Genomic DNA, 26699 nt, shown 5'->3' with positions numbered 1-26699 from the left:
TAACAGAGCCATAAAACCCTATCGTTTTCCCTTGGACGCCACTCCCCACAGTCCCCATGACGACACCGCAATTACCCCCTACCGCCCTGCCACAAGCACTGTTAAAAACTCACTGGTCACGCGCGTGCGCGAACAGCTGGAAGACGACATCGTGGAAGGCAGACGCCTGCCCGGCTCACAGTTGCATGTGGAAGAGATAGCCAGCTTGTTTGACATGTCGCGCACGCCCGTGCGTGAAGCCTTGCAGCAGCTAGAGGCCAGCGGCTTGGTAGAGGTATTGCCCAAGCGCGGCACCTATGTCGCAACACTGGGTGTGAGCACCATGATGGAAATGTTTGAGGTGATGGCCGAACTGGAAGCCATGTGCGCCAGCCTGGCGGCCAAGCGCAGTACAGCGGCCATGCACGCCGAATTTGCGCAGGCCGTTGCCATGTGTGAGCACGAAGCCAGGCAAGGTGATGCCAACAGTTACTACCGTGCCAACGAGGTGTTTCACCACCTCATTTACCAGGCCAGCGGCAACCAGTATTTGCAGCAGCAAACGCTGCAACTCAAAAACCGGCTAAAGCCTTACAGGCGCATGCAGCTACAAATCAGCAAGCGCATTGAGCAATCGCTGTCGGAGCATAGAGACTTGTTCGAGGCCATCACCACAGCAGACGCTAAGCGCGCTGCTCAGGCAGCGCGCTGCCACGTGATGGTGCAAGGCCAGCGGTTTACCGACCTCATTGGCCTCATTCGCGAGCGCAGCGCCACCTAGGGCGTCTGCGCAGCGCCTCAGCGCTGACCACCACCCTGGTTGCTAAAAATATGGCGGGCTTGCAGGGGCTGGCAACGCAAGTAGCTGGTGGTTGCCACCACCTGGCCACCCAGCTGGGCGGCCGCCATCCAAGGCCAACGGGGTTGAACAACACCGCACGCGCAATCGCGATCAAGTCGGCGTCGCCGCGTTGCAGGGCGTCTTCGGCCTGCTGCGCCTCGGTGATCAACCCAACAGCCGTGGTGGTCATGCCCGTGTGCGCTTTGACGGTGCGTGCAAAAGGCAACTGGTAACCAGGGCCAATGGCAATTTTTTGCAATGGCGACACACCAGCACTTGAGATATGCGCAAAGTCGCAACCCGCCGCCTTGAGTAACACACACAGCTGTGCGGTTTCTTCAGGCGTCCAACCACCGTCTACCCAGTCACTAGCTGAAATGCGTACACCCAAAGCACCTTTAAATTCGGCACGAACCGCCTTGAACACCTCAAGCACCATGCGGGTTCTACCAGCAAAATCGCCGCCGTAAGAGTCGTCTCGCAGGTTGGCCAGTGGCGACAAAAACTGGTGTAGCAAGTAGCCGTGTGCGGCGTGTAGCTCTACCGCTTCAATGCCTATGTCTTGCGCGCGTTTGGCTGCTGCGACAAAGGCTTGTTGCACCTCGGCAATGTCTTGCAGGCTCATCGCCTGGGGCGCGCGCTCTGTGGGCAGGTGCGGCGCAGCGCTAGGGCCCTTGGTGATCCAGCCACCGTTGTCCAGGTCTAGCAGCGCACCGCCATCCCAGGGCTTGGCGCTGCTGGCTTTGCGCCCGGCGTGGCTTAGCTGAATGCATACTGGCGTGGCTGGCGCCAGGGCTCTGGCACGCTTCAGGTGCTGCTCTAAAGCGGCATGGGTAGCATCGTTCCACAAGCCCAGGCAGCCTGGGCTGATACGACCGTCTTCAGTCACGGCCGTCGCCTCAAGCGTGACCAAGGCCGCACCGCTGTTGAGCAAACTGGTCCAATGGGTCAGGTGCCAGTCATTGGCTGCGCCGCTAACGGCGGCATATTGGCACATGGGCGCAATCACAATGCGATTGGCCAAGCGCAACCCACCGCTGGGACTTGACAGCTCGTAAGGTGTAAATAGCAAGCTGTCACTCATGATGACAAGCGCTGGTTTTGCGGGAACATGAATTTTTTAGCTTCGTCGTCCATCTCGGCCTTGAAAGCATGGCGCGTTTTCAGTGCCTCAGCACGCTGGGCGGCGGGTCTTGCGTTTACGGTATCCAACAAGCGCTTCACGTTGGGGTATTGCGTCCACGCCGCCTCACCAGTGCCCAACACATAGGGCAGCATGCGTGCCCAGCCCCACAGGGCAATGTCTACGATGCTGTAAGTCTCGCCCAGCATGTAGGTGTGTGTGCTCAAGCGCTGATCTATCAGCGCCCAATGGCGGTGCGCTTCAAAGTCGTAGCGGTTTAGTGCGTATGTTTTGGGCTCGGGTGCAGCATGCCTGAAGTGCACAGACTGACCAGAAAACGGCCCAATGCCAGAGGCAATAAACATCAACCAGGACAGCATGTCTGCGCGCGCTTTGCCGTCAGAGGCGGCAGGCACAAACTGCCCTGCCCGCTCAGCCAAAAACAGCAAACACGCGTTGCTGTCAAACACGGTGACGTCACCATCCGTGATGGCTGGCAGCTTGGCGTTGGGGTTTACCGCCAAAAACTCGGGCGCAAACTGCTCTCCCTTTCGGGTATCCACAGGCACCGCATCGTAAGGCAAGCCCAGCTCTTCCAGCAGCAAAGCCACTTTCATGGGGTTGGGGGCGGCGTTGTAATAAAACTTCAGCATGGAAAGTCCTTGGGGGTGTTGCGATGTGAGCGAGCAGTGTTTATAGCCCATTAACCGCACACAGCTTGTCTCAACCGTTGCACAATCCAGCCATGACCAAACCGCATATATTGGCTTTCGATGTCTTTGGCACTGTTGTTGACTGGCACGGCAGTATTGCCCGCGAAGTCAATGCCTTGTACCCACAGGTCGATGCCGGCGCATTTGCGCTGGCCTGGCGTGGGGGCTACCAACCCGCAATGCAGCGGGTACGCAAGGGCGAGCTGGGCTGGACGCGCATTGACGATTTGCACCGACTCATACTCAACGACTTGTTGCCAGCATTTGGCCTTGAACACTTGGACGAGGCGCAACGCGTGCACCTCAACCACGCGTGGCATAGGCTTAGCCCCTGGCCAGACGCGGTAGCGGGTCTTACCCAGCTTAAAACCCGGCACACCATCTGCACACTGAGCAACGGCAACATGGGCTTGTTGACCAACATGGCCAAGCACGCTGGCCTGCCTTGGGACTGTATTTTGTCGGCTGAGGTGTTCAAGGCCTACAAGCCAGACCCAGCGACCTACCTGGGCGTTGCCACCACATTTGATGTGCAGCCCAGCGACGTGATGCTGGTCGCCACCCATCAGGACGACCTGGATGCGGCTGCGGCCTGTGGCTTGCAAACTGCCTACATTGAGCGCCCTCTAGAGTACGGCCAAGCCATACTCAAGGAAACTGCGCGCGCTTGCCGTAACACCTACCATGCCACTGACTTTTTAGACCTGGCCGCGCAACTGCAGGCCGCTTCAGAAGCGCAATAAACGTCCAAGCTCAAGGCACATGGCGCTCAATAATGCGCTCAAACGAGCCGTCGCGGGCCAAGCCTATGCGCATGATTTCGCCGCTGCTAACGCCCCGCCCAGTCAGTGCAGCAATCACGACTTGGTGGGTCACCAATACCGCCTTTGTGTTGGAAGGTTGTTTTGAAGCGATGTTGGCCAACAGGCCAGACAACGCGGCCATGGTGCTGGACTGTGAGCCTTTCTGAAAAAACGACGACAAGGCCGTGGTGCTGCGCACGCTGCCCAGCTGCAGCAGCTCAGCCGTCTCCAGCGTGCGACACCAAGGGCTGGACAACACCAGCGCATTGGCAGCACTAAGGCCTTGGCTTCGCAACCACTCCCCCGCTGCAGTGGCCTGTGCCCGTCCGGCATCACTCAAGTTGCGTTGCGTGCTGCAGTCTCCCAACTTGATGTTGTAGGGGTCCCCAAAGCCCGGCGCCAATGCGTGACGCATGATGTAGACCTCAACGGCAGCTTGCTCTGTACTGGTTTTCTCCGTATTGGTCTGCGCTGCGCTGGCGGATGTGTAACTGGCACTACACACAGCAGCCACCCACAAGGCACAGGCGGACCACCACCGCCAACCATTTAGGCGCTTGTGCGCAAAAGCAATAAAGGGCATTGGGCACTCTTTCTAAACAACAAGGACCAGCACGGCTGATACTTAACCTCGACCAAGTCGCTAGGATACAGAGCATGATGATCCTCACCTCTGTTAAGGGCTTTAAGCCTACCAGTCAGCCCACACGCGATGTAGACATCTATCCCGGTTTAACGGCTGTGGTGGGCGATGAGGGCACGGGCAAAACGGCACTTCTAAGTGCCATCGCGGCGTCTCATCACGACGTGTGCTACCTGGACCATTCATGGGCACACGCCTCCCAGCACACACTAGACCACACGCCCAATGCCATTTGGGCCCACCACGCTGTGCTGTACCCGCGCTGGCAGGCCGATCTGTCGCAAGCGCTGGCTAGCGCCTTAGACCTGGATGCTCACACCAACAAGCCTTTGCACATGCTGTCTACAGGCTCTAGGCGCAAAGTTGGTTTGGTATGCGCGCTCAGCGCTGGTGCGACGATTACCTGTATAAAAAAGCCCTTTGCCGCACTGGACTTGCCCTCTATCAACGTATTGTTAGACGTATTTCAAGACGGCGCATTGAGTACCCAGCGCGCTTGGGTAATCGCCGACTACGTTGCCAGACCAGAACTGGACTGGCGACAAACCATCAGCTTGTAAACGCCGCCGTCCAAGCGCATGTGACAGCCTTTCACCCCAGCTGTCAGCGAGACTTTTTCGAAGTCCTGCGCTTGGCCGCTTTTTGGGGTTTTTTGGCGGCCCGCTCAGCGTCTGCTTGTTTGCCACTGGCCAGCCACTGTGCAAATTGCTCTGGCGTCTCTATGGTGATGGGGCCAAGCGCCGCAGCCCTGAAGTCGTGAATGACCAGTTTGGCCGCTTTGACCATGTCTATGCGCCCGCCGCTTTGCACAGCACCGCGTTTACGCCCAATGGCCTCCAGCAAGGTTTCGTCGCAATGGCCAGGCACATCGTCAATCAAATAGCGTGCGTGCAAAGCCTGTGGGTAGTGGGGTATGAGGTAATGCAGCAACTCAAGCGCCACCTCTACCTCGTCAAACGCGTTCACGCCAATGGCACCGCTTGCAGCCAGGTTGTAGCCGCTTTGCTCAACAATAATGCGCGGCCACAGCACCCCAGGCGTATCAAACATGTAGAAGTCATCCGCCAACACAATGCGCTGCTCCAGCTTTGTGACGCCCGCCTCGTCTCCCGTTTTGGCGGCGCGCTTGCCTTTGAGCGTGTTGATCAGCGTTGATTTACCAACATTGGGAATACCGCACATCAACACACGCATGGGCTTGGCCATGCCACCGCGATTGGGCGCCAACAGCTTGCAAGCCTCCATCAGCGCCTTGGCGGGTGAGACCATACTGGTGTCTATGGCCAGCGCGCTGACACCCTGCATGGCGTTGTAGTGGGCCAGCCATGCGGTGGTTTGGACTGGGTCGGCCATATCCTGTTTGCTCAGCACCTTCAAGGCGGGCTTGCCACCGATGAGCTCGGCAAGCATGGGGTTGGCGCTTGATCCGGGCAAACGTGCGTCCAGCATTTCAATCACCACATCGATTGACTTGATACGCTCCTCAATCGCTTTGCGCGTGAGATGCATGTGCCCGGGAAACCATTGAATCGCCATAAGTACGCTGCTGCCAACTGTCTGTAAATAAGTCGCTTATTGTCCGGCACTTTGACATACCCACCTCGCGCTGCTGGTGACCCAGCCTGGCGCAAGGTTTTGGGCAACTTGAGATGATGCAGGCGGTATGCAGCTCACTCAATTCCTTAAACCATTGCTTGGCGCCTTTCTGTGCGCGTTGGCGACGCACGCCAGTGCAGCCGCGCCGCGCATGGACGCCACGGAGGTGAGCATAGCGGCATTTGCCAAATTTGCTGAAGCTACAGGCTTTGTAAGCTTGGCAGAACAACAAGGCGGCGGGTTTGAATACCTGGGGGGCTGGCAACGCCGCAAGGGCTGGACGTGGCGCTCGCCCAACGGCCAAGCCCATGCCAACCCACAACTGCCTGCCGTACACCTCACATTTGATGAGGCACAAGCCTATTGCCACTGGGCTGGTGGCCAGCTACCAACCTACCCGCAATGGGCAGCAGCGGCCTACACAGAGCAACGCGCGCAGCCCAGCGATGGTTTTGTAACAGGTACCACCTACACCTACCCCACAGGCCATAGCGGCCTGGGTGCCAACACCTCTGGGCCAGACGCCTGGCCCACGGCGGCACCTGTTGGCCACACCAAGAGAGGCGTCAACGGCTTGTACGACATGGGTGCAAACGTATGGGAATGGACGACCACTGCCAGAGATGAGGCCCGCCAAACAGCGGGCGGCTCCTGGTGGTACCCAGCCAGCCAAATGCGAGACGGTATTGAGGCCTTCAAGTCCAAAGACTTTTACGCTGTTTACATAGGCTTTAGGTGCATGAATGTGCCAGCAAGCCCACGGCAGGACAACGCATGAGCGCCAGGCAAGTGGTCTGGTTCAAGAGAGACCTACGCACAACCGACCATGCGCCGCTACAGCAGGCCCTGGCACAAGTACAAACCCACGGCCACGTGCTGTGCCTTTACTGCATTGAGCCTACGCTGTGGGCGCAGCCCGATGCGGCGCGCCAGCACTACCACTTTGTACTGGAGTGCCTGGCGGACTTGCGCCAACAGTTGGCTCAAAGCGGTTTGCAGTTGCATGTTGCAGTGGGTGACGCACCGCAACAGCTGGCCTTGCTGCACAGTCAACAAGCCATCAGCACGTTGCTAAGCCACGAGGAAACCGGCAACCACGCCAGCTTTGAGCGCGATAAGGCGGTTGGGGCCTGGTGTCAGTCAGCCGGCGTCAAATGGCTGGAGACGCCGCAGTTTGGCGTCAAGAGAGGTTTGCAAGTGCGCAGCCGTTGGGCTTCGCAGTGGCAGCAACATATGGCGCAAGCGATAGGCCCCGCACCAGACGCTGTCGCCAGCCCAGCACTACCCCCTTTGCCTGCCCTGCCCAGAGCCGACGATTTAGGCTTGGCGGCACATGAGCCACAGTTTCGCCAGCGCGGTGGCCGCGCACGTGGGTTATCTGTATTGCGCTCTTTTTTAAGTGAGCGTAGCGCACACTACCGGGGTGGCATTTCCTCACCGCTCAAGGCCACTACGGCATGCTCCAGGCTGTCGCCATATTTGGCCCTGGGCTGCCTGAGCATGCGCGAAGTGGTGCAAGCGGTGCGCATGTCTGGCCTGGCCGCAGACATACCGGCCTACCAACGCTTGGGGCTTAATGCCATGCTAAGCCGCTTGCAATGGCATTGTCATTTCATTCAAAAACTGGAGTCCGAGCCCGAAATTGAATGGCGCAATATGCACCAGGGCTACAACGGTCTGCGCGAAAACGACTGGAACAAAAGCCACTTTGAAGCCTTGGTCAACGGCCAAACGGGCTGGCCTATGGTGGACGCCAGTGTCGCCATGCTCAAAGCCACTGGGTGGATCAACTTTCGCATGCGTGCCATGCTGGTCTCGGTGGCAGCTTACCCCTTGTGGCTGCACTGGCGTGATGTGGGCACATGGCTGGCCACCCAGTTTTTAGACTACGAGCCAGGCATTCACTGGAGCCAACTGCAAATGCAATCGGGAACCACCGGCATCAACACCACGCGCGTGTACAACCCCATCAAGCAGGCACAAGACCACGACCCCAAAGGCGTTTTTGTGCGGCGCTGGCTACCAGCCATGCGCCGCGTACCAGACACATGGCTTTTTGAACCGTGGCGCATGCCGCCTTCAGTGCAGCAACAGTGCGGCGTGCGCGTTGGCGCAGACATTGCCACGCCCATTGTCGAGTTGGACATGGCCACACGACTGGCCAAGCAACGCCTGTACAGTTACCGTCAACAAGACCACGTGCGCGCTGGCAAAGCCGCTATTGTGAAACGACACGCGTCACAAAGTGGCGATCACGCACAGGCCAGTGCGACAGGCCAGCGGCGCAAACCTGTTAACAGCGTCCAAGACACACAACAAAGCTTTGGCTTTTAACCCGCGCGACATGACATGCACAACACAACTCAACAACCGCTAACAGCAGACGAGATTTCGCAAGTCATAGAACTGGCCTGGGCTGATGAGGTGTCATTCAACGCCATTGAGGCCCAGTTTGGCCTGGCTGAGTCGCAAGTCATTGAGTTGATGCGCCGCGAGCTAAAGGCCAAGTCGTTCAGGAACTGGCGCGCCCGCGTCACAGGCCGCCACAGCAAACACGCTGCGCGCGGCGCAACACCACGCCACACTGGCACATTGCGTGCAGACAATGGCGAACAAGAAGACATACCCGCCGCGGCCTTTGGTGACGACGCCCCCGTGCGGGCCAGGTTGACCTAGTCAGGCATAGCGCCCCCGTCAAGGCCGGGCCAACAACCACCTGCTGACACACGGCCTGGCCGTATTTGTCATAAAAAAACCCGCACCAGCCAAGGCCGAGCGGGTTGTGATGACGCTACCTGGCCTGTTTGCCAGGGCTATCGCTGTTATGCGAAGTTGCTTTGCGCAAATTCCCAGTTGACCAAACTGTTGAGGAAAGTTTCCACAAACTTGGGACGTGCATTGCGGTAGTCTATGTAGTAGGCATGCTCCCACACGTCAACCGTCAACAACGCCTTGTCGTCCGTGGTCAGCGGTGTGCCCGCTGGGCCTGTGTTGACGATGTCAACAGAGCCGTCGGCCTTTTTCACCAACCAGGTCCAGCCAGAACCAAAGTTGCCAACAGCAGACTTGGTAAAAGCTTCCTTGAAGGCATCAAAACTGCCAAACTTGGCGTTGATGGCATCGGCCAAAGCACCTGTTGGTGCGCCACCACCGTTGGGCTTCATGCAGTTCCAGAAGAAGGTGTGGTTCCAAATCTGGGCAGCGTTGTTGTACACACCACCGGAAGACTTCTTCACGATGGACTCCAAGTCCATAGACTCAAATTCTGTGCCCTTTTGCAGGTTGTTCAGGTTCACAACATAGGCGTTGTGGTGTTGCCGTGGTGGTATTCAAAAGCCTCCTGGCTGTAGTGAGGCGCCAATGCGTCTATGGCGTAAGGCAGTGCTGGCAGTGTATGTTCCATGATGCTTGTCCTGAAATAAAGTTGTAAAAAGCTGGCGCATATCGCCAGTCAAGCGCTCTAAAAGTGACACTTTTCAACGCGTCAATGCCTATTCTAGATGCTTGACGGCTGCGGCGCTGCAGCCCGCGCCATTTCCCTAAACGGCAAGGCTGTTGCTACACACCTGGGCGTCAATAGCCGGCGCGCTGCACTTGCACGTCCAGCTCGCCATCGCGCACAAACAAGGTGAGCGCGTCGCCAGTTTGCACATCTTTGGCGCTGGCCAGCGCTTGCCCGTCGCTTCGGCGCACCCACGCGTAGCCACGCTCCAGCGCAGCTTGCGGGTTGAGACCTTGCAGTTGTGCACCGGTTTGGTTGAACCAGTTCACTTTTTTGTCTAAATGGTGCTTGACAGCTTGCTGCAACCGGTGGGCGGCCATCTCCTGACTGCGCCTATGTACATCCACACCTCGGCCCAAGCCGCGCTGCAAGGCAAAACCAAGAGATTGCAAGCGCTCACGTTGCAGGCCCAAGGTTTGCACCGGCTTTGTTAAGCGCGCACCCATGCGGTCCAAGCGCTGCCAGCGTCTGTCCAACTGCAGTGCCACGGCCGAGCGCAACTCATGGGCTAGCTGCGTCACCTGCGCCAGCAGCGCTGCCGTTTGTGGCACAGCCATCTCGGCCGCTGCCGTGGGTGTGGGGGCGCGCAAATCGGCCACAAAATCGGTAATTGAAAAATCAGTCTCATGCCCCACGCCGCTGACCACAGGCATGGGCATGGCCGCTACGGCATGCGCGAGCTGCTCGTCGTTAAAAGACCATAAGTCTTCAATAGAGCCACCACCACGCACCAACAGCACCAGGTCGCAAGCACCAAATTGCGGGTCTATGTAATTGCTGGCCTTGGCCAAGGCAGACACCAGCTCAGCCGCAGCACCCTGGCCTTGAACGCTTGCCGGAAAAATGGTCACCGCCACATGGGCTGAGCGCCGCTCAAGCGTGGTGACCACGTCTCGCAGCGCAGCTGCGCCCAATGAGGTCACCACGCCAACATGGCGGGGGCAATCGGGCAAGTCTCTTTTGCGCGCAAGGTCAAACAAGCCTTGGGCCTCCAGCTTGGCTTTTAGCGCTACAAACCGCTCATACAGCGCGCCCTGCCCGTCCATGCGCACAGACTCCACGATCAGCTGCAAGTCGCCTCTGGCCGGGTATAAATCCAGTTTGCCAAGCACTTCCAGGGTGTCGCCGTCTTTTGGTAACTGGGCCAACAACGAAGCGGCTCGCTTGAACATGGCGCAGCGCAGCTGACCTGTACCGTCTTTCAGGGTGAAGTAACAGTGACCGCTGGCCGCGCGCATGAAACCAGACACTTCGCCTTTAACCCGCACGGGGTTGAAGCTTTGAGCCAAACTGTGCCCTATGGCAGACACCAAATGGCCCACAGACCACACGGGTGACTGCGCTGAACCCGCCGCACTCACAGGCTTTTCATCCACAGATGGCGGCATGGCGTGGCCAGACCATTGTTACCAGCTCGAGAAATGCATGAGTACGTAGAGATCATTGATTTATAAGAATAAATTGTTGCTTAATTTTTGTGCAAGTTAATCAAACAGCGAGAAACAGGCTGCATAAGCACTCAGGCTGCAGGCTTATCAACAAAGTTATCCACAGAAATTGTGTGCAATTAAAGCCAAGCTGAGCATTAGAGAATTCCAAAGTGTTACCTTGGCCTGCGCGTGGATAATGCAACGTGAAGTGGTCTCAACATTAACCTGAGAGAACAGCGTGATCAGCATCATACAAGCCGCCGGCTGGCCAATTTGGCCACTCATCATGTGCTCAGTTGTGGGCTTGGCTCTGATAGGCGAGCGACTGTGGGCGCTTAGGGTTGAACTGATCACCCCAGCCGGTTTGCCAGAGCGCGTCATCAAGGCGTGGGTCAGCGGCGGCGCGGCACCAGCGCTTGAGGTCTGCGACAACTCGGTGATGGGCCGCATCTTTGCATCCGGCATTGCCGCAGGTGCTGACGAACAAGCCATGCGCTACGCCACCTTGCAAACGGGCCGCGTACAAAGCGCCTTGCTCAACAAACACCTGACCGCCATTGCCACGATTGCAAGCGTTGCCCCTTTTTTGGGCTTGCTGGGCACCGTGATAGGCATGATTGACATGTTCAACGCGCAGGCCGCAGGCGTGGGCGGCCAAGCCGACCCGTCTGCCATGGCGGCTGGTATTTCAGTGGCTTTGTACAACACGGCCTTTGGCCTCATGGTGGCTGTGCCAGCCCTGTTGGCCTGGCGTTTTTTGCGCGCCAAAGTGGATTCTTTTGTCATGCAACTGGAAATGGGCGCTGAGCAACTGCTGCAAGTGCGCGCCACTCAGGTGCGCAAAAGCACTGGCGCAGCCGGCAAAACAGCCCAGGCTGCAACCAGCAAGTAAGTCAGCCCATGTCGAATGCCAAGCCCAATAGTTTGCCAGGTGCCTCGTTTAGTAGCGGCAACCCCCAAGGCTTTCAGGCAGGGGGCAGCGCTCACGACGCGCCAGAGATCAACCTCATTGCGTTTATTGACGTGTTGTTGGTGTTGGTGATGTTTTTGATGCTCACCACTGTTTACGCCGACAAGGCCGGCTTGACCGTGGTATTGCCCACGGCCAAGGCCAATTCACCTGCACAGGCCATCACCACCATCGTGGTGCGCATTGACGCCGCAGGCGCCAGCGCCATCAATGGCCAGCGCTTTGAGGGTGGCACTGCCGCCATGGGCGCTGCCTTACTCAGGGCGGCGGGCAACCAGGCCGATGTGCGCGTGGTGATAGCTGCAGACGGCAACGCGCCCCATCAAGCGGTGGTAGACGTGATGTCAGGCGCGCGTTTGGCTGGCCTCAACCAGCTGCAGTTTGCAACCCGCACTGTGCGCGGTGAATAGTGAGTAAGCAGTTGCAGACCAGGCTGGTCCATTGGTGGCTGGCGCAAGCCAGTCGACGCGGCTGGTGGTCAGTCATGACAAGACCAGTGGCTTGGCTTTACGCATGGCTGGCGCAACGCGCCCACAGCAACAGCTTGGCCAAGCGCCAAGCGCTGCTGGTTCCGGTTGTCGTAGTCGGTAATGTGCTGGTAGGCGGCACTGGCAAAACGCCGGTGGTCGCAGCGGTAGTGGCACACTTGCAAGCCACAGGCATGCGCCCAGGCATTGTGGCCAGAGGCTACAAGGCGACATCCCCGGCACACGCCCAGCGTGGCCTGGCCTCAACACCCACGCTGGTAAACGCCGGCAGTTCGGCCCAAAGCTGTGGTGACGAGCCCAAACTGTTGTTTGAGCTCACGCAAGTACCGGTTTGCGTACACAGCCAACGTCTGTTGGCCGCGCAACATCTGCTGGCACAACACCCTGAAGTCAACGTCATTGTGAGTGACGACGGACTACAACACGCCGCCCTGCCCAGAAGCATAGAGATTGTGGTGTTTGACGAGCGCGCCACTGGCAACGGTCAGCTCTTGCCCGCTGGCTTGCTGCGAGAGCCTTGGCCACGCCGCGCTGAGCAGCAAGCCGCAGCGCACTGCCTGGTGGTGCAAAACGGCGTGAGCGCACCAACGGTAGACGCCCTCAACCCCGGCGATCCAGTGTTTGCAAGCCTGCGCGTGCTGGGTGAGCTGCACCCGCTGCTGCCCAACAAGGCGTCCTGTGCAGTACCTGTTGCTGGTGACACGGTGCAAATACTGGCCGGCATTGCCAAGCCCCAAGCGTTTGCAGCCATGCTGCGCAGCCAAGGCTTCATCGTGGCGCATACAGCCCTGGTGGCAGACCACGATGCACTTGACGGCGCCTGGCCCTACAGCTTTGGCCTAAACCCGGACTTGCCCACTATTTGCACGGCGAAAGACGCGGTCAAATTGCGTGCGCGCCCCGATGCCGCGCAACTCAATATGTGGGTCGCGCCTTTGTCCGTACAGCTGCCCACCGCGTTTTGGACCACCTTTGACCAGTGCATGTCCCAGCTTGCACACCCCAACACGCCAGGCTGAAAACGCTACTCCCACTTCCCCACTATCATTGCGCCATGGATAGCAAATTACTCGATATGTTGGTGTGCCCAGTGACCAAAGGTCCGCTGCGCATGAATGCAGACAAAACTGAGCTGGTCTCTCGCAGCGCGCGCTTGGCCTACCCCATACGCGATGGCATTCCCATCATGCTGGAAGACCAGGCCCGCACACTGAGCGACGACGAGATTGATGCACTGCCTGCGCACTGAAGATGGCCGCGCAAGACACCACTGCAAGCGCAACCGCCAAGGCACAGACGGCCTTTTGCGTACTGATACCTGCACGGCTGGCCTCCAGCCGCTTGCCCAACAAACCCCTGGCTGATATTCACGGCGCGCCCATGGTGGTGCGTGTGGCGCAGCGCGCAGCTTTAAGCACAGCCACCCAAGTGGTGGTGGCCGCAGACGACGTCAGCATTGTGGCTGCATGCGAGCAACACGCAGTGGCCAGCGTGCTCACCGCCGTCAACCACCCCAGCGGCAGCGACAGACTGGCGCAGGCCTGCGACTTGTTGGGCTTGGCCCATGACGCCATCGTGGTCAACGTGCAAGGTGATGAGCCACTGGTTGCCCCCGCACTGATTGATGCGGTAGCGCACACACTGATAGAGCGCCCAGACTGTGTCATGAGCACCGCCGCCCACAGCATTCACTCCGCAGCTGAGTTTTCAAACCCCAACATCGTGAAAGTGGTGTTAGACCGCGCTCAAACAGCCATGTACTTCAGCCGCGCGCCCATTGCCTGGCCGCGCGACGCCAAAGACTTCCAAGCCCAGGCTGTAGATATGGCCAAGCCTTTGCGCCATGTGGGCATTTACGCCTACCGCGCCGGTTTTTTGCGCCAGTTCCCCAAGCTGGCCATGGCCCCGGTTGAGGTGTGTGAGTCTTTGGAGCAACTGCGTGTGCTGTGGCATGGCTACAAAATCGCGGTGCACATTACCCAAGGCCCACCCAGTCCTGGCGTGGATACGCCCACGGATTTACTGGCTGTCAGGGAGTTGTGGAAAGCGCTATAACACCATGTTTTCAAATGACAAATAAGCATTTTCATGGCCAGTAAGCCTACGCAAGGGCTTGCATGCTATGCTTCACGCGAATAAGCCCGTAGGTCCTGCCTAGGCGCAACATACTTAAAACGGTGACTCACAGCAAAACGGATGAGCGCCCCCCAATTGACAATTAAGCGAGAACACCATGAGACTGATTTTGTTGGGCGCCCCAGGCGCGGGTAAAGGTACACAAGCCACCTTCATTTGCGAGAAGTTCGGCATTCCCCAAATTTCCACCGGCGACATGCTGCGTGCCGCCGTCAAAGCGGGCAGCCCCCTGGGTGTTGCGGCCAAGCAGGTCATGGACTCTGGCGGCTTGGTCAGCGACGACATCATCATTGGATTGGTTAAAGAGCGCATCACACAAGACGACTGCGCCAATGGCTTTTTGTTTGACGGCTTCCCGCGCACCATTCCTCAGGCACAGGCCATGAAAGACGCTGGCGTAAAGCTGGACTTTGTGCTGGAAATTGACGTGCCGTTCGACGCCATCATTGAGCGCATGAGCGGACGCCGTGCCCACGTGGCCAGCGGGCGCACCTACCATGTGAAGTTCAACCCGCCCCAAGTTGCCGGCATTGACGACGTGACCGGCGAGCCATTGATACAGCGTGAAGACGATAAAGAAGCCACCGTACGCAAGCGCCTGGAGGTGTACAACGAGCAGACCCGCCCATTGGTAAACTACTACGCAGACTGGGCCAAGCAAGATCCCAGCAACGCGCCAGCCTACCGCGCCATCAGCGGCACAGGCGGTGTTGACGAAATTACCCAGCGCGCGTTTGCTGCCTTGGCGTAAGCAGGTACAGCATCTGGCTGATGCGGGCCTTGACCGCAGACAAGCCCGGTACAAACGGCAAACCTGCAAGCGTTGAAAGGGTTGCCGGTGTCAGCCGGGCTTTCTTTTGGGCGCCATCAGTGCTGCTTGGCAATGCAGATGCTACCAATTGCCCAGACTGACAGCGCGTGGCACACCATACGGGCACGCCCGCCTGTATGCAAGCCTGCAGCGACTGCAACCAATGCGCATTGAGCGTAGCGTTGCCTGTGGCCTGCACCACCAGACCCGCCACACCCGCCTGACGCAGCACGCCGACGAGCTGCTCATTGGCTGCGCTGGTGTGCACCAACAACTCCACCCACGGTTGCGCCGGCACGGCATGGCCAGCAACGACCTGGGCCAAACAGGCTTTGGCTTGGCTGTAGTCATAGTCATGCGGCAAGGCTGTCAGCGCGGTCACTGGACGCACTGTGCCAGCCTCTATATAGGCCACAGGCCCCACGTCTGCGCCGTCAAAAGCGTTTAAGCGGTAAGGGTGGACTTTTTGCACGCTTTGCGCAGACCAACTGGCACCCGCCACACACACTTGCACACCGCACGCGCCGGGGTATGTGGCCAGTGTCAAGGCATCGACCAGGTTTTGGGGCCCATCGGGTACCAAGGCACTGGCGGGGCGCATGGCACATGTCAGCACCACGGGCTTTTGTGCCACTTGCTGACCCAATACACAGGCTAAAAACCAAGCCGTCTCTTCCAGGGTATCGGTGCCGTGAGTGATCACCACCCCTTGGCAATCAGCTTGCGCCAAAGCCCTTGCTGTGGCAGCCGCCACCTTCCACAAAAACGGCCAATCGGCGTCTTTGCTGTCAATTTGTGCCACTTGCTCAAACTGTACGCGTACGCCTGCGCCCATTGCCGTTTGAACAGTACCGGCCAAGTCGCCAACCAGCTCAGTTACAGACACCGTGCCAGCGGTATAGCCCACATGGTCTGCGCCATTGCTCGCCGAGCCTGCGATGGTGCCGCCAGTGCCAAGAACGGCAATATAGCCAGAACAATCAACAGCTTGGGCTGCACTTGAAAAAAACGCTTGCATTATTTATTTTCCTGTTTAAAAATACAGTCACTGTTTGAATAAACAGGTGTTTAAACAACCAGTACATCACCACCTACTCGGTTAAAACACTTGTTACCACCTACCAGCTCAGAAAGCGTCTCAATCATGGCCAAGCTTACCGACAGACAACAACAGATTTTGAACATCATTCAGCGCGCCATTGCACAAACCGGCGCGCCACCCACACGTGCAGAAATTGCCACTGAGCTGGGCTTCAAGTCTGCCAACGCCGCCGAAGAACACCTGCAAGCCTTGGCCCGTAAGGGCGTTATCGAACTGGTTAGTGGCACGTCACGCGGCATTCGCCTCAGAGGCGACGCGCTGCGCAACATGAACGACAGCCCACAACGCCAAATGATGCTGCCCATGACGGGCTTTAACCAGCTCATGCTCCCACTTGTTGGCCGCGTGGCTGCAGGCTCACCTATTTTGGCGCAAGAGCACGTGGAGCAAAGCTACCAGCTGGAAACAAGCCTGTTTCAAAAGCAGCCCGACTACTTGCTGAAAGTCAGAGGCATGTCCATGCGAGACGCCGGCATCCTGGACGGCGACTTGCTGGCGGTGCAAACCGCACGCGATGCACGCAACGGCCAGATTATCGTGGCCCGCTTGGGCGACGAGGTCACCGTCAAGCGCTTTTACAAACACGCAAGCCATATTGAACTGCGCGCTGAAAACCCCGACTTTTCAACCATTGTGGTGCAGCCAGATGAATTGTTTGACATAGAAGGCTTGGCCGTTGGCCTGATACGCAACACGGTACTGAACTAAACGCCACATTGCCACCAAACGTTGCACCTGTTGGCCACAGCGACCCATAGCCTCTACAAAAAAAGCCAATAAACCACTGTTTCACCCCACCCCATTCGTCCAGGACTACCACCATGAGCTCCAACATCATTGTTTTCCCGCAGCGCATCCGCGACAACACCAACAACACAACACCAACACCAACACCGTCACCATGGCACACGTGGGCACACACGCACTGCACGCAGCCAACAGCCCCGTAGGCCCAGGCATTGAGTTGCCTGGCAATGTACGTATGCGCAGCGTGGGTGGCCACAGGCCAGTGGCCGGGCGCATGGTGCTCACGGGTCGCTTCGCAGATGTATGCGCAGAATTAAGCCGAATGGCCGCGCTAGAGGCCTGTGCCTGAGCGCAAAAAACCGTCCCCTACAACTCAGTAGTCGGCACATTGATGCACCGCAGCGGGCACAATGTCGCGTATGAATATTGCCATTCTTGATGACTTCCAAGACACCATCCGAAAACTCCCCTGTGCCACCTTGCTCGACGAGCACCTTACCAAGGTCTACACCAACAACGTCAAGGGCGTGGGTCAATTGGCCGTTCGTATGCGCGACGCCGAAGTGGTTGTCCTCACCCACCAGCGTACCAACATCACCAAGGCCCTAGTCGACAAACTGCCAAAGCTTCGCCTGGTGGTGCAAACCGGCGCAGCTACAGACAACATCAACATAGACGCCTGCACCGAGCGCGGCATTTTGGTGTGTGCGGGTACAGACGCACCACACGCTAGCGCTGAACTCGCTTGGGGGCTGATCATGACCAGCGTGCGCCGGATTCCCCACTATGTGTCTCACCTCAAGCACGGCGCGTGGCAGCAGTCGGGCATGAAGGCCCGCGCCATGCCGGATAACTTTTGCATAGGCAGTTCACTGCGCGGCAAAGTACTGGGCGTGTGGACAGACGATATGGCGCAGCTACACAACAGCGTGGGCTATCTGGTTGCCGGCTACGGTCGCGCTTTTGGTATGCATGTGCTGATCTGGGGTAACACAGAAGCACGCAGCTTTGCGGCTCAACAGGGTTTTGAGGTTGCCAACACCAAAGAACATTTTTTGGATACCTGCGACGTACTCAGTTTGCACCCCAGCTGTAGCGACAGTTCGCCCAGTGTGCTGAGCTTGGCAGACTTAAGCCGCATGAAGCCCACTGCACTATTGGTCAACACGGCCAAAGCGTCGCTCATAGAACCAGATGCCCTGGTCGCCGCGCTCAACAGAGGCCGTCCGGGCTTGGCCGCTATTGACGTGTTTGACAGCGAGCCACCCGCGCCGGGGCAAACCTTGTTGCGCCTGGAGAACTGCATTTGCACCCCGCACATCAGCAATGTGGAAATTGACACCATGCAAGCCGACTATCAAGCCGCATTCAACACGGTTAATGCCTTTGCATCCGGGCAAGCCATTACACCGCTGAACCCGCAAGCGCTGTCCCTACGCCGCTAACACGCGGCGCTGCTGGCACGCCAACCACATTTTCTGATCACGGCACACAGCTGCACTGGCAGTAGGCTGTAATATGACGCGTTGATACTGACGCTTACGTTCACGTCAATGCCTCATTACCTTTAGCGACCGCACAAACCCATGACATCACCAGCCAACGCCCATCAAACCACTGCCAGCACATCAGGGGCTGCGGCGCAAGACCACGGCTTTTTTACCGTAGGCATTGTTGGCACAGGTGCCATGGGACAAGGTATTGCGCAAATGGCAGCACAAGCTGGCGCACAAGTCCTGCTTTTTGACGTGGGCGCAGGCGCGGCTGCCAAAGCGCACGATGCGCTTCTTGCAACCTGGGCCAAGCTGCAAGCCAAGGGCAAGCTGTCACCAGAACAAGCCACTCAATATGCCAGCCGCATCGGCATTGCAGATGGCATTGACGCACTGGCACCCAGTCAGCTGGTTGTTGAGGCCATTGTTGAGCGCCTGGATGTCAAACAGCAACTGTTTGCCCAACTGGAAAGCATTGTCGATGCACAGTGCGTGCTGGCTACCAACACCTCATCCTTGTCGGTGACTGCAGTGGCCGCTGGTTTATCAAAGCCCGAGCGCTTCGCGGGCTACCACTTTTTTAACCCAGTGCCGCTGATGCGCGTCGTAGAGGTGATTGCCGGCCTCAAAACAAGCAGTCAAACCTGCGAGCGTTTGCACAGCTTTAGTAAAGCCATGGGCCACACCGCCGTGCAAGCCCAAGACACACCCGGCTTTATCGTGAACCATGCTGGGCGCGGCTATGGCACAGAAGCCTTGCGTATCGTGTCGGAAAGCGTGTCTGACTTTGCCACCATTGACCGCATTTTGCGAGACCAAATGGGCTTTCGCCTAGGCCCATTTGAGCTGATGGATTTGACCGCGCTGGATGTGTCCCACCCGGTGATGGAGTCTGTGTACAACCAGTACTACCAGGAACCACGCTACCGGCCCAGCGTGATTACGGCGCAGCGCCTGGCCGGCGGTGTATTGGGCAAAAAAGCAGGTGCTGGCTTTTACGCCTATCAGGACAATCAGCCCAACGGCACAGTCATCACGCCACCAGAGCCGCCTGTGCCAGTGGTTGCCAAGCTGCCGCCTGTTTGGGTATCGCCCAAAGCGGCGCGCCGGCAAGAGCTGTACCAGCTGCTTAAAAACCTGGGCGCCAACATTGAAACTGGCCAAGCCCCCAGCGAGCAGGCCTTGATTGTGGTCGCGCCCTTGGGTATGGATGTCACCACGTTGGCCGCTGTTGAGCAACATGACGCCACGCGCGTGATAGGCATAGACATGATGCTGCCGGACGCCAACGTCAAGCGCCGCGTGTTGGCGACCAACCCCGCCACGCGCGACGGTATGCGCGATGCCGCACACGCCTTGTTTGCGGCAGACGGTAAACTGGTCAGCGTGATACGTGACAGCGGTGGCTTTGTGACCCAGCGCGTGGTTGCCACCATCGTGAACATCGCGGCCGACATGTGCCAGCAAGGTGTTTGCACACCGCAAGACCTGGACTTGGCCGTGACATTAGGCCTTGGCTACCCACTGGGGCCCTTGGCTATGGGCGACGCCATTGGGCCTACCAACATGCTTGAAATCTTGTTCAACCTGCAAACTGTGTACGGCGACCCGCGCTACCGCCCCAGCCCGTGGTTGCGCCGTCGTGGTGCATTGGGGCTTAGCCTGAGGCACGTGGAGTCAGGCTTATGAGCACGCGCTTACTGGCTGAGCAAATTGACGCCACGCTGGTACTCACCATTTCAAATCCGCCGTACAGAAACGCCTTGGGTCCAGCGATTTATACGGCTGGCATTGAGGCGCTCAATGCCGCCGAAGCCAACCGCGACATACGCACCGTCATCATCACAGGCGAAGGCGAGCATTTTTGTGCCGGTGGCAACTTGAACCGCTTAAAGGCCAATCGGGCGCAAGCGCCAAAAGTGCAGGAGGACAGCATTGAAGCCTTGCACACGTTTATAGAGTGCATTCGCAACTTCCCCAAGCCCGTATTGGCCGCCGTTGAAGGCGCAGCGGCTGGTGCCGGCGTGTCATTGGCCTTGGCTTGTGACATGGTGGTCGCGGCGGATGACGCCAGGTTTGTGATGGCTTACAGTTCTGTGGCCTTGTCGCCTGACGGTGGCGGCGCCTGGGTATTGGCGCGTGCGCTGCCGCGCGCAGCAGCCATGCACATGCTGTTAAGTGGCGCACCCGTACAAGCCGCTCAAATGCACAGCTGGGGTCTGGTGTCGCATTTGACGCAGCCAGGACAGGCGCTCAGCCAAGCGTTGTCAGCCGCCGCCATGCTCAATGCGCGCGCGCCCAATGTAATGGCCAGCATCAAAGAGCTGATGAACGATGCACCGGACACCAACTTCACCACACACCTCAATGCCGAGAAGAAACACTTTGTACGCAACCTGCACCACATCAATGGCGGCGAGGGTATTGATGCATTTCTGGAAAAACGCACGCCCCACTACAAATAAAAGCACAGATGCGACAACGCACAATCGCCTTGGCGACAAAGCCCAGACAAACCCTTACAAACCCGCAAACAAGCGGCTTTTAACCACAACTAGTCACAGATAAGACACATGATAGACGAGCCTATTCTTACCATGGACGAACGCGAGGCCATCAACTCAGGACGATGGTTCTCTAGCCTTTCACCATCACTGCGACACGACATACTGCGATGCGCTTACGTCAAACGACACAAAGACGGCGACTTGATTTGCGCCAGGGGCGATGTGCCCAGCGAATGGATAGCCGTGACCAAGGGCGCGGCACGGGTGAGCTCAACGTCTATTACGGGCAAGCAAATCACCTACACCTATGTGGAGCCAGGCATTTGGTTTGGCGATGTGTCGCTGTTCGATGGGGACGCTCGCACACACGACGCTTATGCCCACGGGCCTACCACCCTGCTGTGCGTGGCGCGCGCGGATTTCTTCAAGATTTTGTCCCAGCATGTCGAGTTGTACGAAGCGCTGATGCGCTTGCAAGCACGCCGCATTCGCCAGTTGTTTGGTCTGGTGGAAGACCTCAACACCCTGCCCTTGCGCGCGCGCTTGGCCAAGCAGCTCATTCACCTGAGCCGCAGCTACGGCATGCCTTGCCTGAACAACCCCAGCGAAGTGCGTATTGGGCTGCAACTGGCGCAAGAAGAACTCGCGCAGCTGCTGGGTGCGTCTCGCCAGCGTGTGAACCAGGAGCTCAAGTCCATGGAGCGCGAGGGCATTATTCGCGTGGAGCAAGCGGGCTTGATTGTGCGCGACCGCGCAGCGCTGATGCAACTCATAGAAGCAGACGACGACTGAGCACCACCGCAACCAGGGAGGCTTCATGAGCGACGCCGCACAGGAAGCCTTCACAGGCACACGCGCGGTATCCGCTGCGCACCAGATCAATACCGACGCACTTGAGCAATGGCTGCATGCCAACCTGCCCGGCTTTGCAGGCCCTTTAGACATAGAAATGTTCAAAGGCGGACAGTCCAACCCCACCTACAAACTCATCACACCTGCGCGCACCTACGTCATGCGCGCCAAACCAGGCCCTGTGGCCAAGCTGCTGCCATCGGCCCACGCCATTGAACGCGAGTTTCGCGTGATGAGCGCGCTGGCCAACACCGACGTACCAGTGCCTCAAATGGGCGCACTGTGTGAAGACGAGTCTGTCATTGGCCGCGCTTTTTACGTCATGGACTTTATGCCAGGCCGTGTGATGTGGGAGCAAAGCCTGCCAGACCTCAGCAAAGATCAACGCGCACCGATTTATTGGGCAATGAACGATGTGCTCGCCAAGCTGCACAGCGTCGACGTAAACGCTGTGGGCCTGTCTGACTACGGCAAGCCTGGCAACTACTTTGAACGCCAAATTGGCCGTTGGTCCAGGCAGTATCAGGCATCTGTCACCCAGGATATTCCAGAAATGGACAAGCTCATGCAGTGGCTGCCGCAGCAACTGCCAGACACTGCACGCAACGCCAGCCTGATCAGCGTGGTGCACGGCGACTACCGCTTGGACAACCTCATGTTTGACGCCCAGCAGCCACGCATCATTGCCGTGCTTGACTGGGAACTGTCCACCATAGGTCACCCCCTGGCTGATTTCAGCTACCACTGCATGTCATGGCATATTCCGCCCGGCGCCTTCAGAGGCATAGGCGGACTAGACCACGCTGCGCTGGGAATACCACTAGAGCGCGACTACATTGCCAAATACTGTGAGGCCACTGGCTTTGTCACACCTGAGCAGCTGCATGCCGACTGGCCGTTTTATTTGGCGTACAACCTGTTCAGGCTGGCCGCCATCTTGCAAGGCATTGCCAAACGTGTAGAGGCTGGCACCGCCTCAAGCGCACAAGCCCAATCATCTGCAGCTGGCGCAAAGCCACTGGCCCAAATGGCGTGGCAATTCGCCCAACAACATCACAACCACTGATTCGCTCTCCGTCAAAAAAGGACAACACCATGCAATTCGATTACACAGACAAAGTACAAGGTATGCGCCAGCGCTTGCTGGCCTTCATGGACGAGCACGTTTACCCCAATGAAGAGCGCTTCTTCACCGAGATTGCCAACAACCGCGCCAATGGCAACGCGTGGATACCCACCCAAATTGTTGAAGACCTCAAGCCCAAAGCGCGTGAAGCAGGTTTGTGGAATCTGTTTTTACCGCACAGCAAGCGCGCACCTGAAGGCCTGTCAAACCTGGAGTACGCCCCTTTGTGCGAAATCATGGGCCGCGTACCATTTGCCGCCGAAGTGTTCAACTGCTCGGCACCCGACACCGGCAACATGGAAACCCTGGAGCGCTACGCCAGCGAAGCCATCAAAGACAAGTGGCTAGAGCCATTGCTGCGCGGTGATATCCGCTCAGCGTTTTTGATGACTGAGCCTGACGTTGCCTCATCTGACGCCACCAACATCGAATGCCGCATTGAGCGGGATGGTGATCACTACGTATTGAACGGTCGCAAGTGGTGGAGCTCGGGCGCAGGTGACCCACGCTGCGCGGTTTACATCGTAATGGGCAAGACAGACCCTGAGGCCGGACGCCACCAACAGCAGTCCATGATTGTGGTGCCATCCAATACGCCCGGCATTAAGGTGATACGTCCGCTCACCGTTTTTGGCTACGACGATGCACCTCACGGCCACATGGAGGTCACACTGACCAACGTACGTGTGCCGGTAGACAACTTACTCCTGGGCGAAGGCCGTGGCTTTGAAATTGCCCAGGGACGCCTTGGCCCAGGCCGCATTCATCACTGCATGCGCACCATTGGCATTGCCGAGCGCGCACTGGAGCTGATGTGTAAACGCCTCAACAGCCGCGTGGCGTTTGGCAAGCCAGTATCCGCCCAGGGTGTGTGGCACGAACGCATTGCAGATGCGCGCTGCATGATTGAGCAAGCACGCTTGCTCACGCTCAAGGCCGCCTACATGATGGACACCGTTGGTAACAAGGTGGCCAAATCTGAAATCGCCATGATCAAAGTGGTGGCACCCAATATGGCTTTGCAAATCATTGACTGGGCCATACAGGCTCACGGCGGCGCGGGTGTGAGCGACGACTTCCCACTGGCTTACGCTTACGCCAACCAGCGCACGCTGCGCCTGGCTGACGGGCCAGACGAAGTACACCGCGCAGCTGTCGCCAAATTAGAGCTTGCCAAGCACATGCTGGTGCCCAAAGAGGTTGACATGCCGGTGACACGCGGCAGCTGAATTCAAACTTGCGCTCGTCCAACATGCCAGCGTTGTTGCACAATGCTGGCATTGTTATTTGTATCGCAAGGAGACCCAATGATCGATATCTATTCATGGGCCACGCCCAACGGCCACAAAGTACACATCATGCTGGAGGAATGCGGTCAGCGCCTTGGCAAAGACTGGCAAGCCCACCCTGTCAATATTGGTAGCGGCGACCAATTCCAGCCTGACTTTCTGGACATCAGCCCCAACAACAAAGTACCCGCCATGGTGGACAGCATGGGGCCAGACGGCAAGCCTTTTTCATTGTTTGAGTCAGGCGCAATTTTGGTGTATCTGGCCAGCAAGTTTGGCAAGTTCATGCCCAAGAGCGACGCTGCCAAGTTCAAGACCTTGCAATGGTTGATGTTTCAAATGGGCGGCGTAGGTCCCATGCTGGCCAGGCCCATCACTTCCGTATATACGCACCCGAGAAAATTGACTACGCATACAACCGCTACACCAACGAGGCCAAGCGCATCTATGGCGTACTCAACAAGCAGCTTCAAAGCAACAAGTTCATAGCAGGCAACCAATACAGCATTGCCGACATAGCCACATTTCCCTGGATTCGGAGCTGGAAAAACCAGGGCATTGACTGGGCCGACTACCCTGCCCTTAAAGAATGGTTTGACCGCGTTGGTGAGCGCCCCGCCGTGAAGCGAGGCGTCGAGGTACTGGCCAGCGCACGCGTACCACTGACAGACACCAAGGCTACCCAGGCGTTATTTGGATCAATGCAGTACGCCAAGCGTTAAGTCATTGCCCAACGTGTCAGACATCAAACATGCCTTTGTAGGCCCTGGCCGCTTGGCCAACACCTTGGCGGCAGCCATGCGCCAAGCCGGCCACACCGTATTGGGCTATGTGGGTAACCCACAATCAATGCGCATGTTTGATGCGCAGCAATCGTTGGGGTTTCAAGGCCTGGGGCCGCTGTCAACCAATGCAATCGCGCTGGCCGACTGGGTGTGGATTACCGTGGGTGACGACGCCATTGCGCACGCGGCCAGCCAAGTCAATTGGCAGCCACACCAAGTGGCGCTGCATTGCAGCGGTGCCACCGAGCTCGGGGCGTTAGGCGCTGACGCATGCAGCGGCGCTATTGGCTTTCACCCTTTGCAAATCTTTTCGCAGCCACAAGTTGCGCTGCAACAATTGCCCGGCAGCAGTGTAGGCATAGAGGTACAGGCCAACGCCCAGCACGCTGCCACGCTATGGGCGCAGGCAAACACACTGGCACATAGCCTGCAGTTGAAGCCGCTTCCCATCGCCAGTGGCCAGCGTGCGCTATACCACGCAGGCGCGGGCTACGCAGCGAGCGCCTTGGTGTCCATGCTGGCTGAGGCCACCACGCTGTGGCGTGAAGCGGGTATTGATATCGACCAGGCATTAAAGGCGCTGCTGCCGCTTGGTGCCGGTGCCATCGCCAGCATACAGGCCAAAGGCTTGGCAGGCGCAGTGGCAGGGCCAGTGGCGCGCGGTGACGCTGGCGTGGTCAGCCAGCACTTGAAGGCACTAGCCACTGTGGGGGCAGACGCCAGTTTGCTGTACCAACAAGTGGCCAAGCGCCAGCTACACTTATTGGCTGCGTCACAGCGACTTGAGCCCCAGCATATCAGCCAGTTGAGTGCGCTACTCGATAGCAACGCCGCACCACATGAACCCCATAGTTTTGTAAGCCACACACCATGACCACCGCCTCAGACCTAAGCCGTATTGCTGCCACGCCCTGCTACCTGAACGGCACTGTATTGCCACTGAATAAAGCCAACATCAGCGTGATGGACAGAGGCTTTGTGTTTGGTGACGGCGTATACGAAGTATTGTCTGTGTACCGGCAGCACCTGTTCCGCTTTGACCAGCACATGCAGCGCCTGGAGCGCTCATTGGCTGAAATGCGCATCAACAATCCGCACACACGCGACGAGTGGCGTGACATTGCCCACAGTCTGGTGCTGCACGCTGACGCGCCAGCCAGCGACAACCACCTCATTTACCTGCAAATCACGCGGGGTGTGGCCATGCGTGACCACGTAATGCCCAACGACATCACGCCCACCGTATTTGTCATGGTGGGCGCCATGAGCATGCCCACAGACGACCAACGCACGCAAGGCGTAGCCTGCGTCAGCGCATCTGACTTCAGGTGGGAGAAAGCCCACATCAAGAGCACGTCGTTGTTGGGCGCGGTATTGTCTCGCCAAATCAGTGCCGACGCAGGTGCGCTTGAAACCGTCATGTTCAGGGGCGAACACCTGAGTGAGGCCGCCGCCAGCAATGTGTGGGTGGTAAAAGACGGTGTGGTCATGGGGCCGCCTAAAAACAACCTTGTCTTGGAGGGTATACGCTACGGTCTCATAGAGCAGCTGTGCGCAGACGCAGGTATAGGGTTTGAGTTGCGCAGCATCACCAAGGCGGAGGTGTTGAATGCAGACGAGCTGATGCTGTCGTCTGCCACCAAAGAGGTGTTACCTGTCACCACACTGGACGGCCAAGCGGTTGGCAGTGGCACACCAGGCCCAATCTACCAGGAGCTGTACCAGCGCTACCAGCTGGCCAAAGAAGCCAGCCGGGTTTAAAC

General features: G+C 58.1%; 27 protein-coding genes and 3 pseudogenes. 23 read left to right on the top strand and 7 right to left on the bottom strand.

The window, feature by feature from the left end:
- Positions 1-31 precede the first annotated feature (31 nt).
- A complete protein-coding gene (locus tag LN050_02675; protein ID UFS56774.1) occupies positions 32-760 on the top strand; it encodes a GntR family transcriptional regulator in 729 nt (242 codons plus the stop codon).
- A gap of 17 nt (positions 761-777) precedes the next feature.
- Here the strand turns inward: LN050_02675 and LN050_02670 are convergent.
- Together LN050_02670 and LN050_02665 are read right to left on the bottom strand one after the other, a co-directional pair.
- A pseudogene (locus LN050_02670) lies at positions 778-1904 on the bottom strand (NADH:flavin oxidoreductase/NADH oxidase).
- Positions 1901-2596, bottom strand: coding sequence for a glutathione S-transferase N-terminal domain-containing protein (locus LN050_02665; GenBank protein UFS56773.1), 696 nt, complete (start codon positions 2594-2596; stop codon positions 1901-1903). Before LN050_02665 ends, LN050_02670 begins: the two are co-directional and overlap by 4 nt.
- Positions 2597-2688: 92 nt before the next feature.
- On the opposite strand from LN050_02665, the gene LN050_02660 reads away from it, so the two are divergent.
- Positions 2689-3399, top strand: coding sequence for a haloacid dehalogenase type II (locus LN050_02660; GenBank protein UFS56772.1), 711 nt, complete (start codon positions 2689-2691; stop codon positions 3397-3399).
- 10 nt (positions 3400-3409) lie between these two features.
- Here the strand turns inward: LN050_02660 and LN050_02655 are convergent, their stop codons facing one another.
- The gene (locus LN050_02655; GenBank protein ID UFS56771.1) at positions 3410-4042 is read right to left on the bottom strand and encodes a histidine phosphatase family protein; all 633 of its coding nucleotides are present in this window, start codon (positions 4040-4042) and stop codon (positions 3410-3412) included.
- Between the two features lie 74 nt (positions 4043-4116).
- On the opposite strand from LN050_02655, the gene LN050_02650 reads away from it, so the two are divergent.
- A complete protein-coding gene (locus LN050_02650) occupies positions 4117-4662 on the top strand; it encodes a hypothetical protein (protein UFS56770.1) in 546 nt (181 codons plus the stop codon).
- A gap of 43 nt (positions 4663-4705) precedes the next feature.
- On the opposite strand, the gene ylqF is transcribed toward LN050_02650, so the two are convergent.
- The gene (gene ylqF, locus LN050_02645) at positions 4706-5638 is read right to left on the bottom strand and encodes a ribosome biogenesis GTPase YlqF (GenBank protein UFS56769.1); all 933 of its coding nucleotides are present in this window, start codon (positions 5636-5638) and stop codon (positions 4706-4708) included.
- Positions 5639-5849: 211 nt separating this feature from the next.
- Here ylqF and LN050_02640 point away from each other — a divergent pair, with 211 nt between their 5' ends.
- The 3 genes from LN050_02640 to LN050_02630 are packed head-to-tail and all read left to right on the top strand — an operon-like array spanning position 5850 to position 8374.
- Positions 5850-6476 carry a formylglycine-generating enzyme family protein gene (locus tag LN050_02640; GenBank protein UFS56768.1) on the top strand — a complete coding sequence of 209 codons (627 nt, stop codon included), beginning with the start codon at positions 5850-5852 and terminating at the stop codon, positions 6474-6476.
- Positions 6473-8032, top strand: a complete 1560-nt coding sequence (locus LN050_02635) for a deoxyribodipyrimidine photo-lyase (protein ID UFS56767.1) — start codon at positions 6473-6475, stop codon at positions 8030-8032. The genes LN050_02640 and LN050_02635 overlap by 4 nt, the downstream gene beginning before the upstream one ends.
- 15 nt (positions 8033-8047) lie before the next feature.
- Positions 8048-8374: a TIGR03643 family protein gene (locus tag LN050_02630; GenBank protein ID UFS56766.1), complete on the top strand. Its 327-nt coding sequence runs from the start codon at positions 8048-8050 to the stop codon at positions 8372-8374.
- 146 nt (positions 8375-8520) lie between these two features.
- On the opposite strand, the pseudogene LN050_02625 reads toward LN050_02630, so the two are convergent.
- Positions 8521-9101 (bottom strand): annotated as a pseudogene (locus tag LN050_02625) (superoxide dismutase [Fe]).
- 170 nt (positions 9102-9271) lie between these two features.
- Positions 9272-10588 carry an exodeoxyribonuclease VII large subunit gene (gene xseA / locus LN050_02620; protein UFS56765.1) on the bottom strand — a complete coding sequence of 439 codons (1317 nt, stop codon included), beginning with the start codon at positions 10586-10588 and terminating at the stop codon, positions 9272-9274.
- 280 nt (positions 10589-10868) lie between these two features.
- Between xseA and LN050_02615 the strand changes: the two genes are divergently transcribed.
- The 6 genes from LN050_02615 to adk all read left to right on the top strand — a co-directional run bounded on the left by LN050_02615 (position 10869) and on the right by adk (position 14975).
- Positions 10869-11522 (top strand): MotA/TolQ/ExbB proton channel family protein, encoded by a 654-nt coding sequence (locus LN050_02615; GenBank protein ID UFS56764.1) that lies wholly within the window; start codon positions 10869-10871, stop codon positions 11520-11522.
- A gap of 8 nt (positions 11523-11530) precedes the next feature.
- A complete protein-coding gene (locus tag LN050_02610) occupies positions 11531-12010 on the top strand; it encodes a biopolymer transporter ExbD (protein ID UFS56763.1) in 480 nt (159 codons plus the stop codon).
- Positions 12011-12084: 74 nt separating this feature from the next.
- Positions 12085-13107, top strand: a complete 1023-nt coding sequence (lpxK, locus tag LN050_02605) for a tetraacyldisaccharide 4'-kinase (GenBank protein ID UFS56762.1) — start codon at positions 12085-12087, stop codon at positions 13105-13107.
- 35 nt (positions 13108-13142) lie between these two features.
- Positions 13143-13337: a Trm112 family protein gene (locus LN050_02600; protein UFS56761.1), complete on the top strand. Its 195-nt coding sequence runs from the start codon at positions 13143-13145 to the stop codon at positions 13335-13337.
- A gap of 2 nt (positions 13338-13339) precedes the next feature.
- Positions 13340-14143: a 3-deoxy-manno-octulosonate cytidylyltransferase gene (gene kdsB / locus LN050_02595; GenBank protein ID UFS56760.1), complete on the top strand. Its 804-nt coding sequence runs from the start codon at positions 13340-13342 to the stop codon at positions 14141-14143.
- 178 nt (positions 14144-14321) lie between these two features.
- Positions 14322-14975: an adenylate kinase gene (gene adk / locus LN050_02590; protein ID UFS56759.1), complete on the top strand. Its 654-nt coding sequence runs from the start codon at positions 14322-14324 to the stop codon at positions 14973-14975.
- Here adk and LN050_02585 read toward each other — a convergent pair.
- Positions 14944-16053 carry an asparaginase gene (locus LN050_02585; protein ID UFS56758.1) on the bottom strand — a complete coding sequence of 370 codons (1110 nt, stop codon included), beginning with the start codon at positions 16051-16053 and terminating at the stop codon, positions 14944-14946. The genes adk and LN050_02585 overlap by 32 nt on opposite strands.
- 126 nt (positions 16054-16179) lie before the next feature.
- Here LN050_02585 and lexA point away from each other — a divergent pair, with 126 nt between their 5' ends.
- The 11 genes and pseudogenes from lexA to LN050_02530 all read left to right on the top strand — a co-directional run bounded on the left by lexA (position 16180) and on the right by LN050_02530 (position 26697).
- Positions 16180-16845, top strand: a complete 666-nt coding sequence (gene lexA / locus LN050_02580) for a transcriptional repressor LexA (GenBank protein UFS56757.1) — start codon at positions 16180-16182, stop codon at positions 16843-16845.
- 193 nt (positions 16846-17038) lie between these two features.
- Entirely contained in the window at positions 17039-17233 is a 195-nt protein-coding gene (locus LN050_02575; protein ID UFS56756.1) for a hypothetical protein, read from the top strand.
- Between the two features lie 70 nt (positions 17234-17303).
- A complete protein-coding gene (locus tag LN050_02570; GenBank protein UFS56755.1) occupies positions 17304-18329 on the top strand; it encodes a D-2-hydroxyacid dehydrogenase family protein in 1026 nt (341 codons plus the stop codon).
- Positions 18330-18572: 243 nt separating this feature from the next.
- Positions 18573-20066: a 3-hydroxyacyl-CoA dehydrogenase gene (locus tag LN050_02565; GenBank protein UFS57301.1), complete on the top strand. Its 1494-nt coding sequence runs from the start codon at positions 18573-18575 to the stop codon at positions 20064-20066.
- On the top strand, positions 20063-20842 hold the full coding sequence (locus LN050_02560; GenBank protein ID UFS56754.1) for an enoyl-CoA hydratase-related protein: 780 nt from the start codon (positions 20063-20065) through the stop codon (positions 20840-20842). Before LN050_02565 ends, LN050_02560 begins: the two co-directional genes overlap by 4 nt.
- Positions 20843-20953: 111 nt before the next feature.
- A complete protein-coding gene (locus LN050_02555; protein ID UFS57300.1) occupies positions 20954-21676 on the top strand; it encodes a Crp/Fnr family transcriptional regulator in 723 nt (240 codons plus the stop codon).
- A gap of 25 nt (positions 21677-21701) precedes the next feature.
- The gene (locus LN050_02550; GenBank protein ID UFS56753.1) at positions 21702-22802 is read left to right on the top strand and encodes a phosphotransferase family protein; all 1101 of its coding nucleotides are present in this window, start codon (positions 21702-21704) and stop codon (positions 22800-22802) included.
- Between the two features lie 29 nt (positions 22803-22831).
- Positions 22832-24091, top strand: coding sequence for an acyl-CoA dehydrogenase family protein (locus LN050_02545; GenBank protein ID UFS56752.1), 1260 nt, complete (start codon positions 22832-22834; stop codon positions 24089-24091).
- A gap of 78 nt (positions 24092-24169) precedes the next feature.
- Positions 24170-24873, top strand: a pseudogene (locus LN050_02540) (glutathione binding-like protein).
- 13 nt (positions 24874-24886) lie between these two features.
- A complete protein-coding gene (locus LN050_02535) occupies positions 24887-25810 on the top strand; it encodes a DUF2520 domain-containing protein (GenBank protein UFS56751.1) in 924 nt (307 codons plus the stop codon).
- Entirely contained in the window at positions 25807-26697 is an 891-nt protein-coding gene (locus LN050_02530; GenBank protein UFS56750.1) for an aminotransferase class IV, read from the top strand. The genes LN050_02535 and LN050_02530 overlap by 4 nt, the downstream gene beginning before the upstream one ends.
- Positions 26698-26699 lie beyond the last annotated feature (2 nt).

Source organism: Comamonadaceae bacterium M7527 (assembly GCA_021044545.1).
Taxonomy (GTDB): domain Bacteria; phylum Pseudomonadota; class Gammaproteobacteria; order Burkholderiales; family Burkholderiaceae_C; genus RS62.
This window is presented reverse-complemented; position numbering and strand designations above follow the sequence as displayed.

Excerpts from the sequence above, each read along its gene's own strand:
- LN050_02665 (UFS56773.1), bottom strand. The coding sequence starts at position 2,596 with ATGCTGAAGTTTTATTACAACGCCGCCCCCAACCCCATGAAAGTGGCT.
- LN050_02660 (UFS56772.1), top strand. The coding sequence starts at position 2,689 with ATGACCAAACCGCATATATTGGCTTTCGATGTCTTTGGCACTGTTGTT.
- LN050_02655 (UFS56771.1), bottom strand. The coding sequence starts at position 4,042 with ATGCCCTTTATTGCTTTTGCGCACAAGCGCCTAAATGGTTGGCGGTGG.
- LN050_02650 (UFS56770.1), top strand. The coding sequence starts at position 4,117 with ATGATGATCCTCACCTCTGTTAAGGGCTTTAAGCCTACCAGTCAGCCC.
- ylqF (UFS56769.1), bottom strand. The coding sequence starts at position 5,638 with ATGGCGATTCAATGGTTTCCCGGGCACATGCATCTCACGCGCAAAGCG.
- LN050_02640 (UFS56768.1), top strand. The coding sequence starts at position 5,850 with ATGGACGCCACGGAGGTGAGCATAGCGGCATTTGCCAAATTTGCTGAA.
- LN050_02635 (UFS56767.1), top strand. The coding sequence starts at position 6,473 with ATGAGCGCCAGGCAAGTGGTCTGGTTCAAGAGAGACCTACGCACAACC.
- LN050_02630 (UFS56766.1), top strand. The coding sequence starts at position 8,048 with ATGCACAACACAACTCAACAACCGCTAACAGCAGACGAGATTTCGCAA.
- xseA (UFS56765.1), bottom strand. The coding sequence starts at position 10,588 with ATGCCGCCATCTGTGGATGAAAAGCCTGTGAGTGCGGCGGGTTCAGCG.
- LN050_02610 (UFS56763.1), top strand. The coding sequence starts at position 11,531 with ATGTCGAATGCCAAGCCCAATAGTTTGCCAGGTGCCTCGTTTAGTAGC.
- lpxK (UFS56762.1), top strand. The coding sequence starts at position 12,085 with ATGACAAGACCAGTGGCTTGGCTTTACGCATGGCTGGCGCAACGCGCC.
- LN050_02600 (UFS56761.1), top strand. The coding sequence starts at position 13,143 with ATGGATAGCAAATTACTCGATATGTTGGTGTGCCCAGTGACCAAAGGT.
- kdsB (UFS56760.1), top strand. The coding sequence starts at position 13,340 with ATGGCCGCGCAAGACACCACTGCAAGCGCAACCGCCAAGGCACAGACG.
- adk (UFS56759.1), top strand. The coding sequence starts at position 14,322 with ATGAGACTGATTTTGTTGGGCGCCCCAGGCGCGGGTAAAGGTACACAA.
- LN050_02585 (UFS56758.1), bottom strand. The coding sequence starts at position 16,053 with ATGCAAGCGTTTTTTTCAAGTGCAGCCCAAGCTGTTGATTGTTCTGGC.
- lexA (UFS56757.1), top strand. The coding sequence starts at position 16,180 with ATGGCCAAGCTTACCGACAGACAACAACAGATTTTGAACATCATTCAG.
- LN050_02575 (UFS56756.1), top strand. The coding sequence starts at position 17,039 with ATGGCACACGTGGGCACACACGCACTGCACGCAGCCAACAGCCCCGTA.
- LN050_02570 (UFS56755.1), top strand. The coding sequence starts at position 17,304 with ATGAATATTGCCATTCTTGATGACTTCCAAGACACCATCCGAAAACTC.
- LN050_02565 (UFS57301.1), top strand. The coding sequence starts at position 18,573 with ATGGGACAAGGTATTGCGCAAATGGCAGCACAAGCTGGCGCACAAGTC.
- LN050_02560 (UFS56754.1), top strand. The coding sequence starts at position 20,063 with ATGAGCACGCGCTTACTGGCTGAGCAAATTGACGCCACGCTGGTACTC.
- LN050_02550 (UFS56753.1), top strand. The coding sequence starts at position 21,702 with ATGAGCGACGCCGCACAGGAAGCCTTCACAGGCACACGCGCGGTATCC.
- LN050_02545 (UFS56752.1), top strand. The coding sequence starts at position 22,832 with ATGCAATTCGATTACACAGACAAAGTACAAGGTATGCGCCAGCGCTTG.
- LN050_02530 (UFS56750.1), top strand. The coding sequence starts at position 25,807 with ATGACCACCGCCTCAGACCTAAGCCGTATTGCTGCCACGCCCTGCTAC.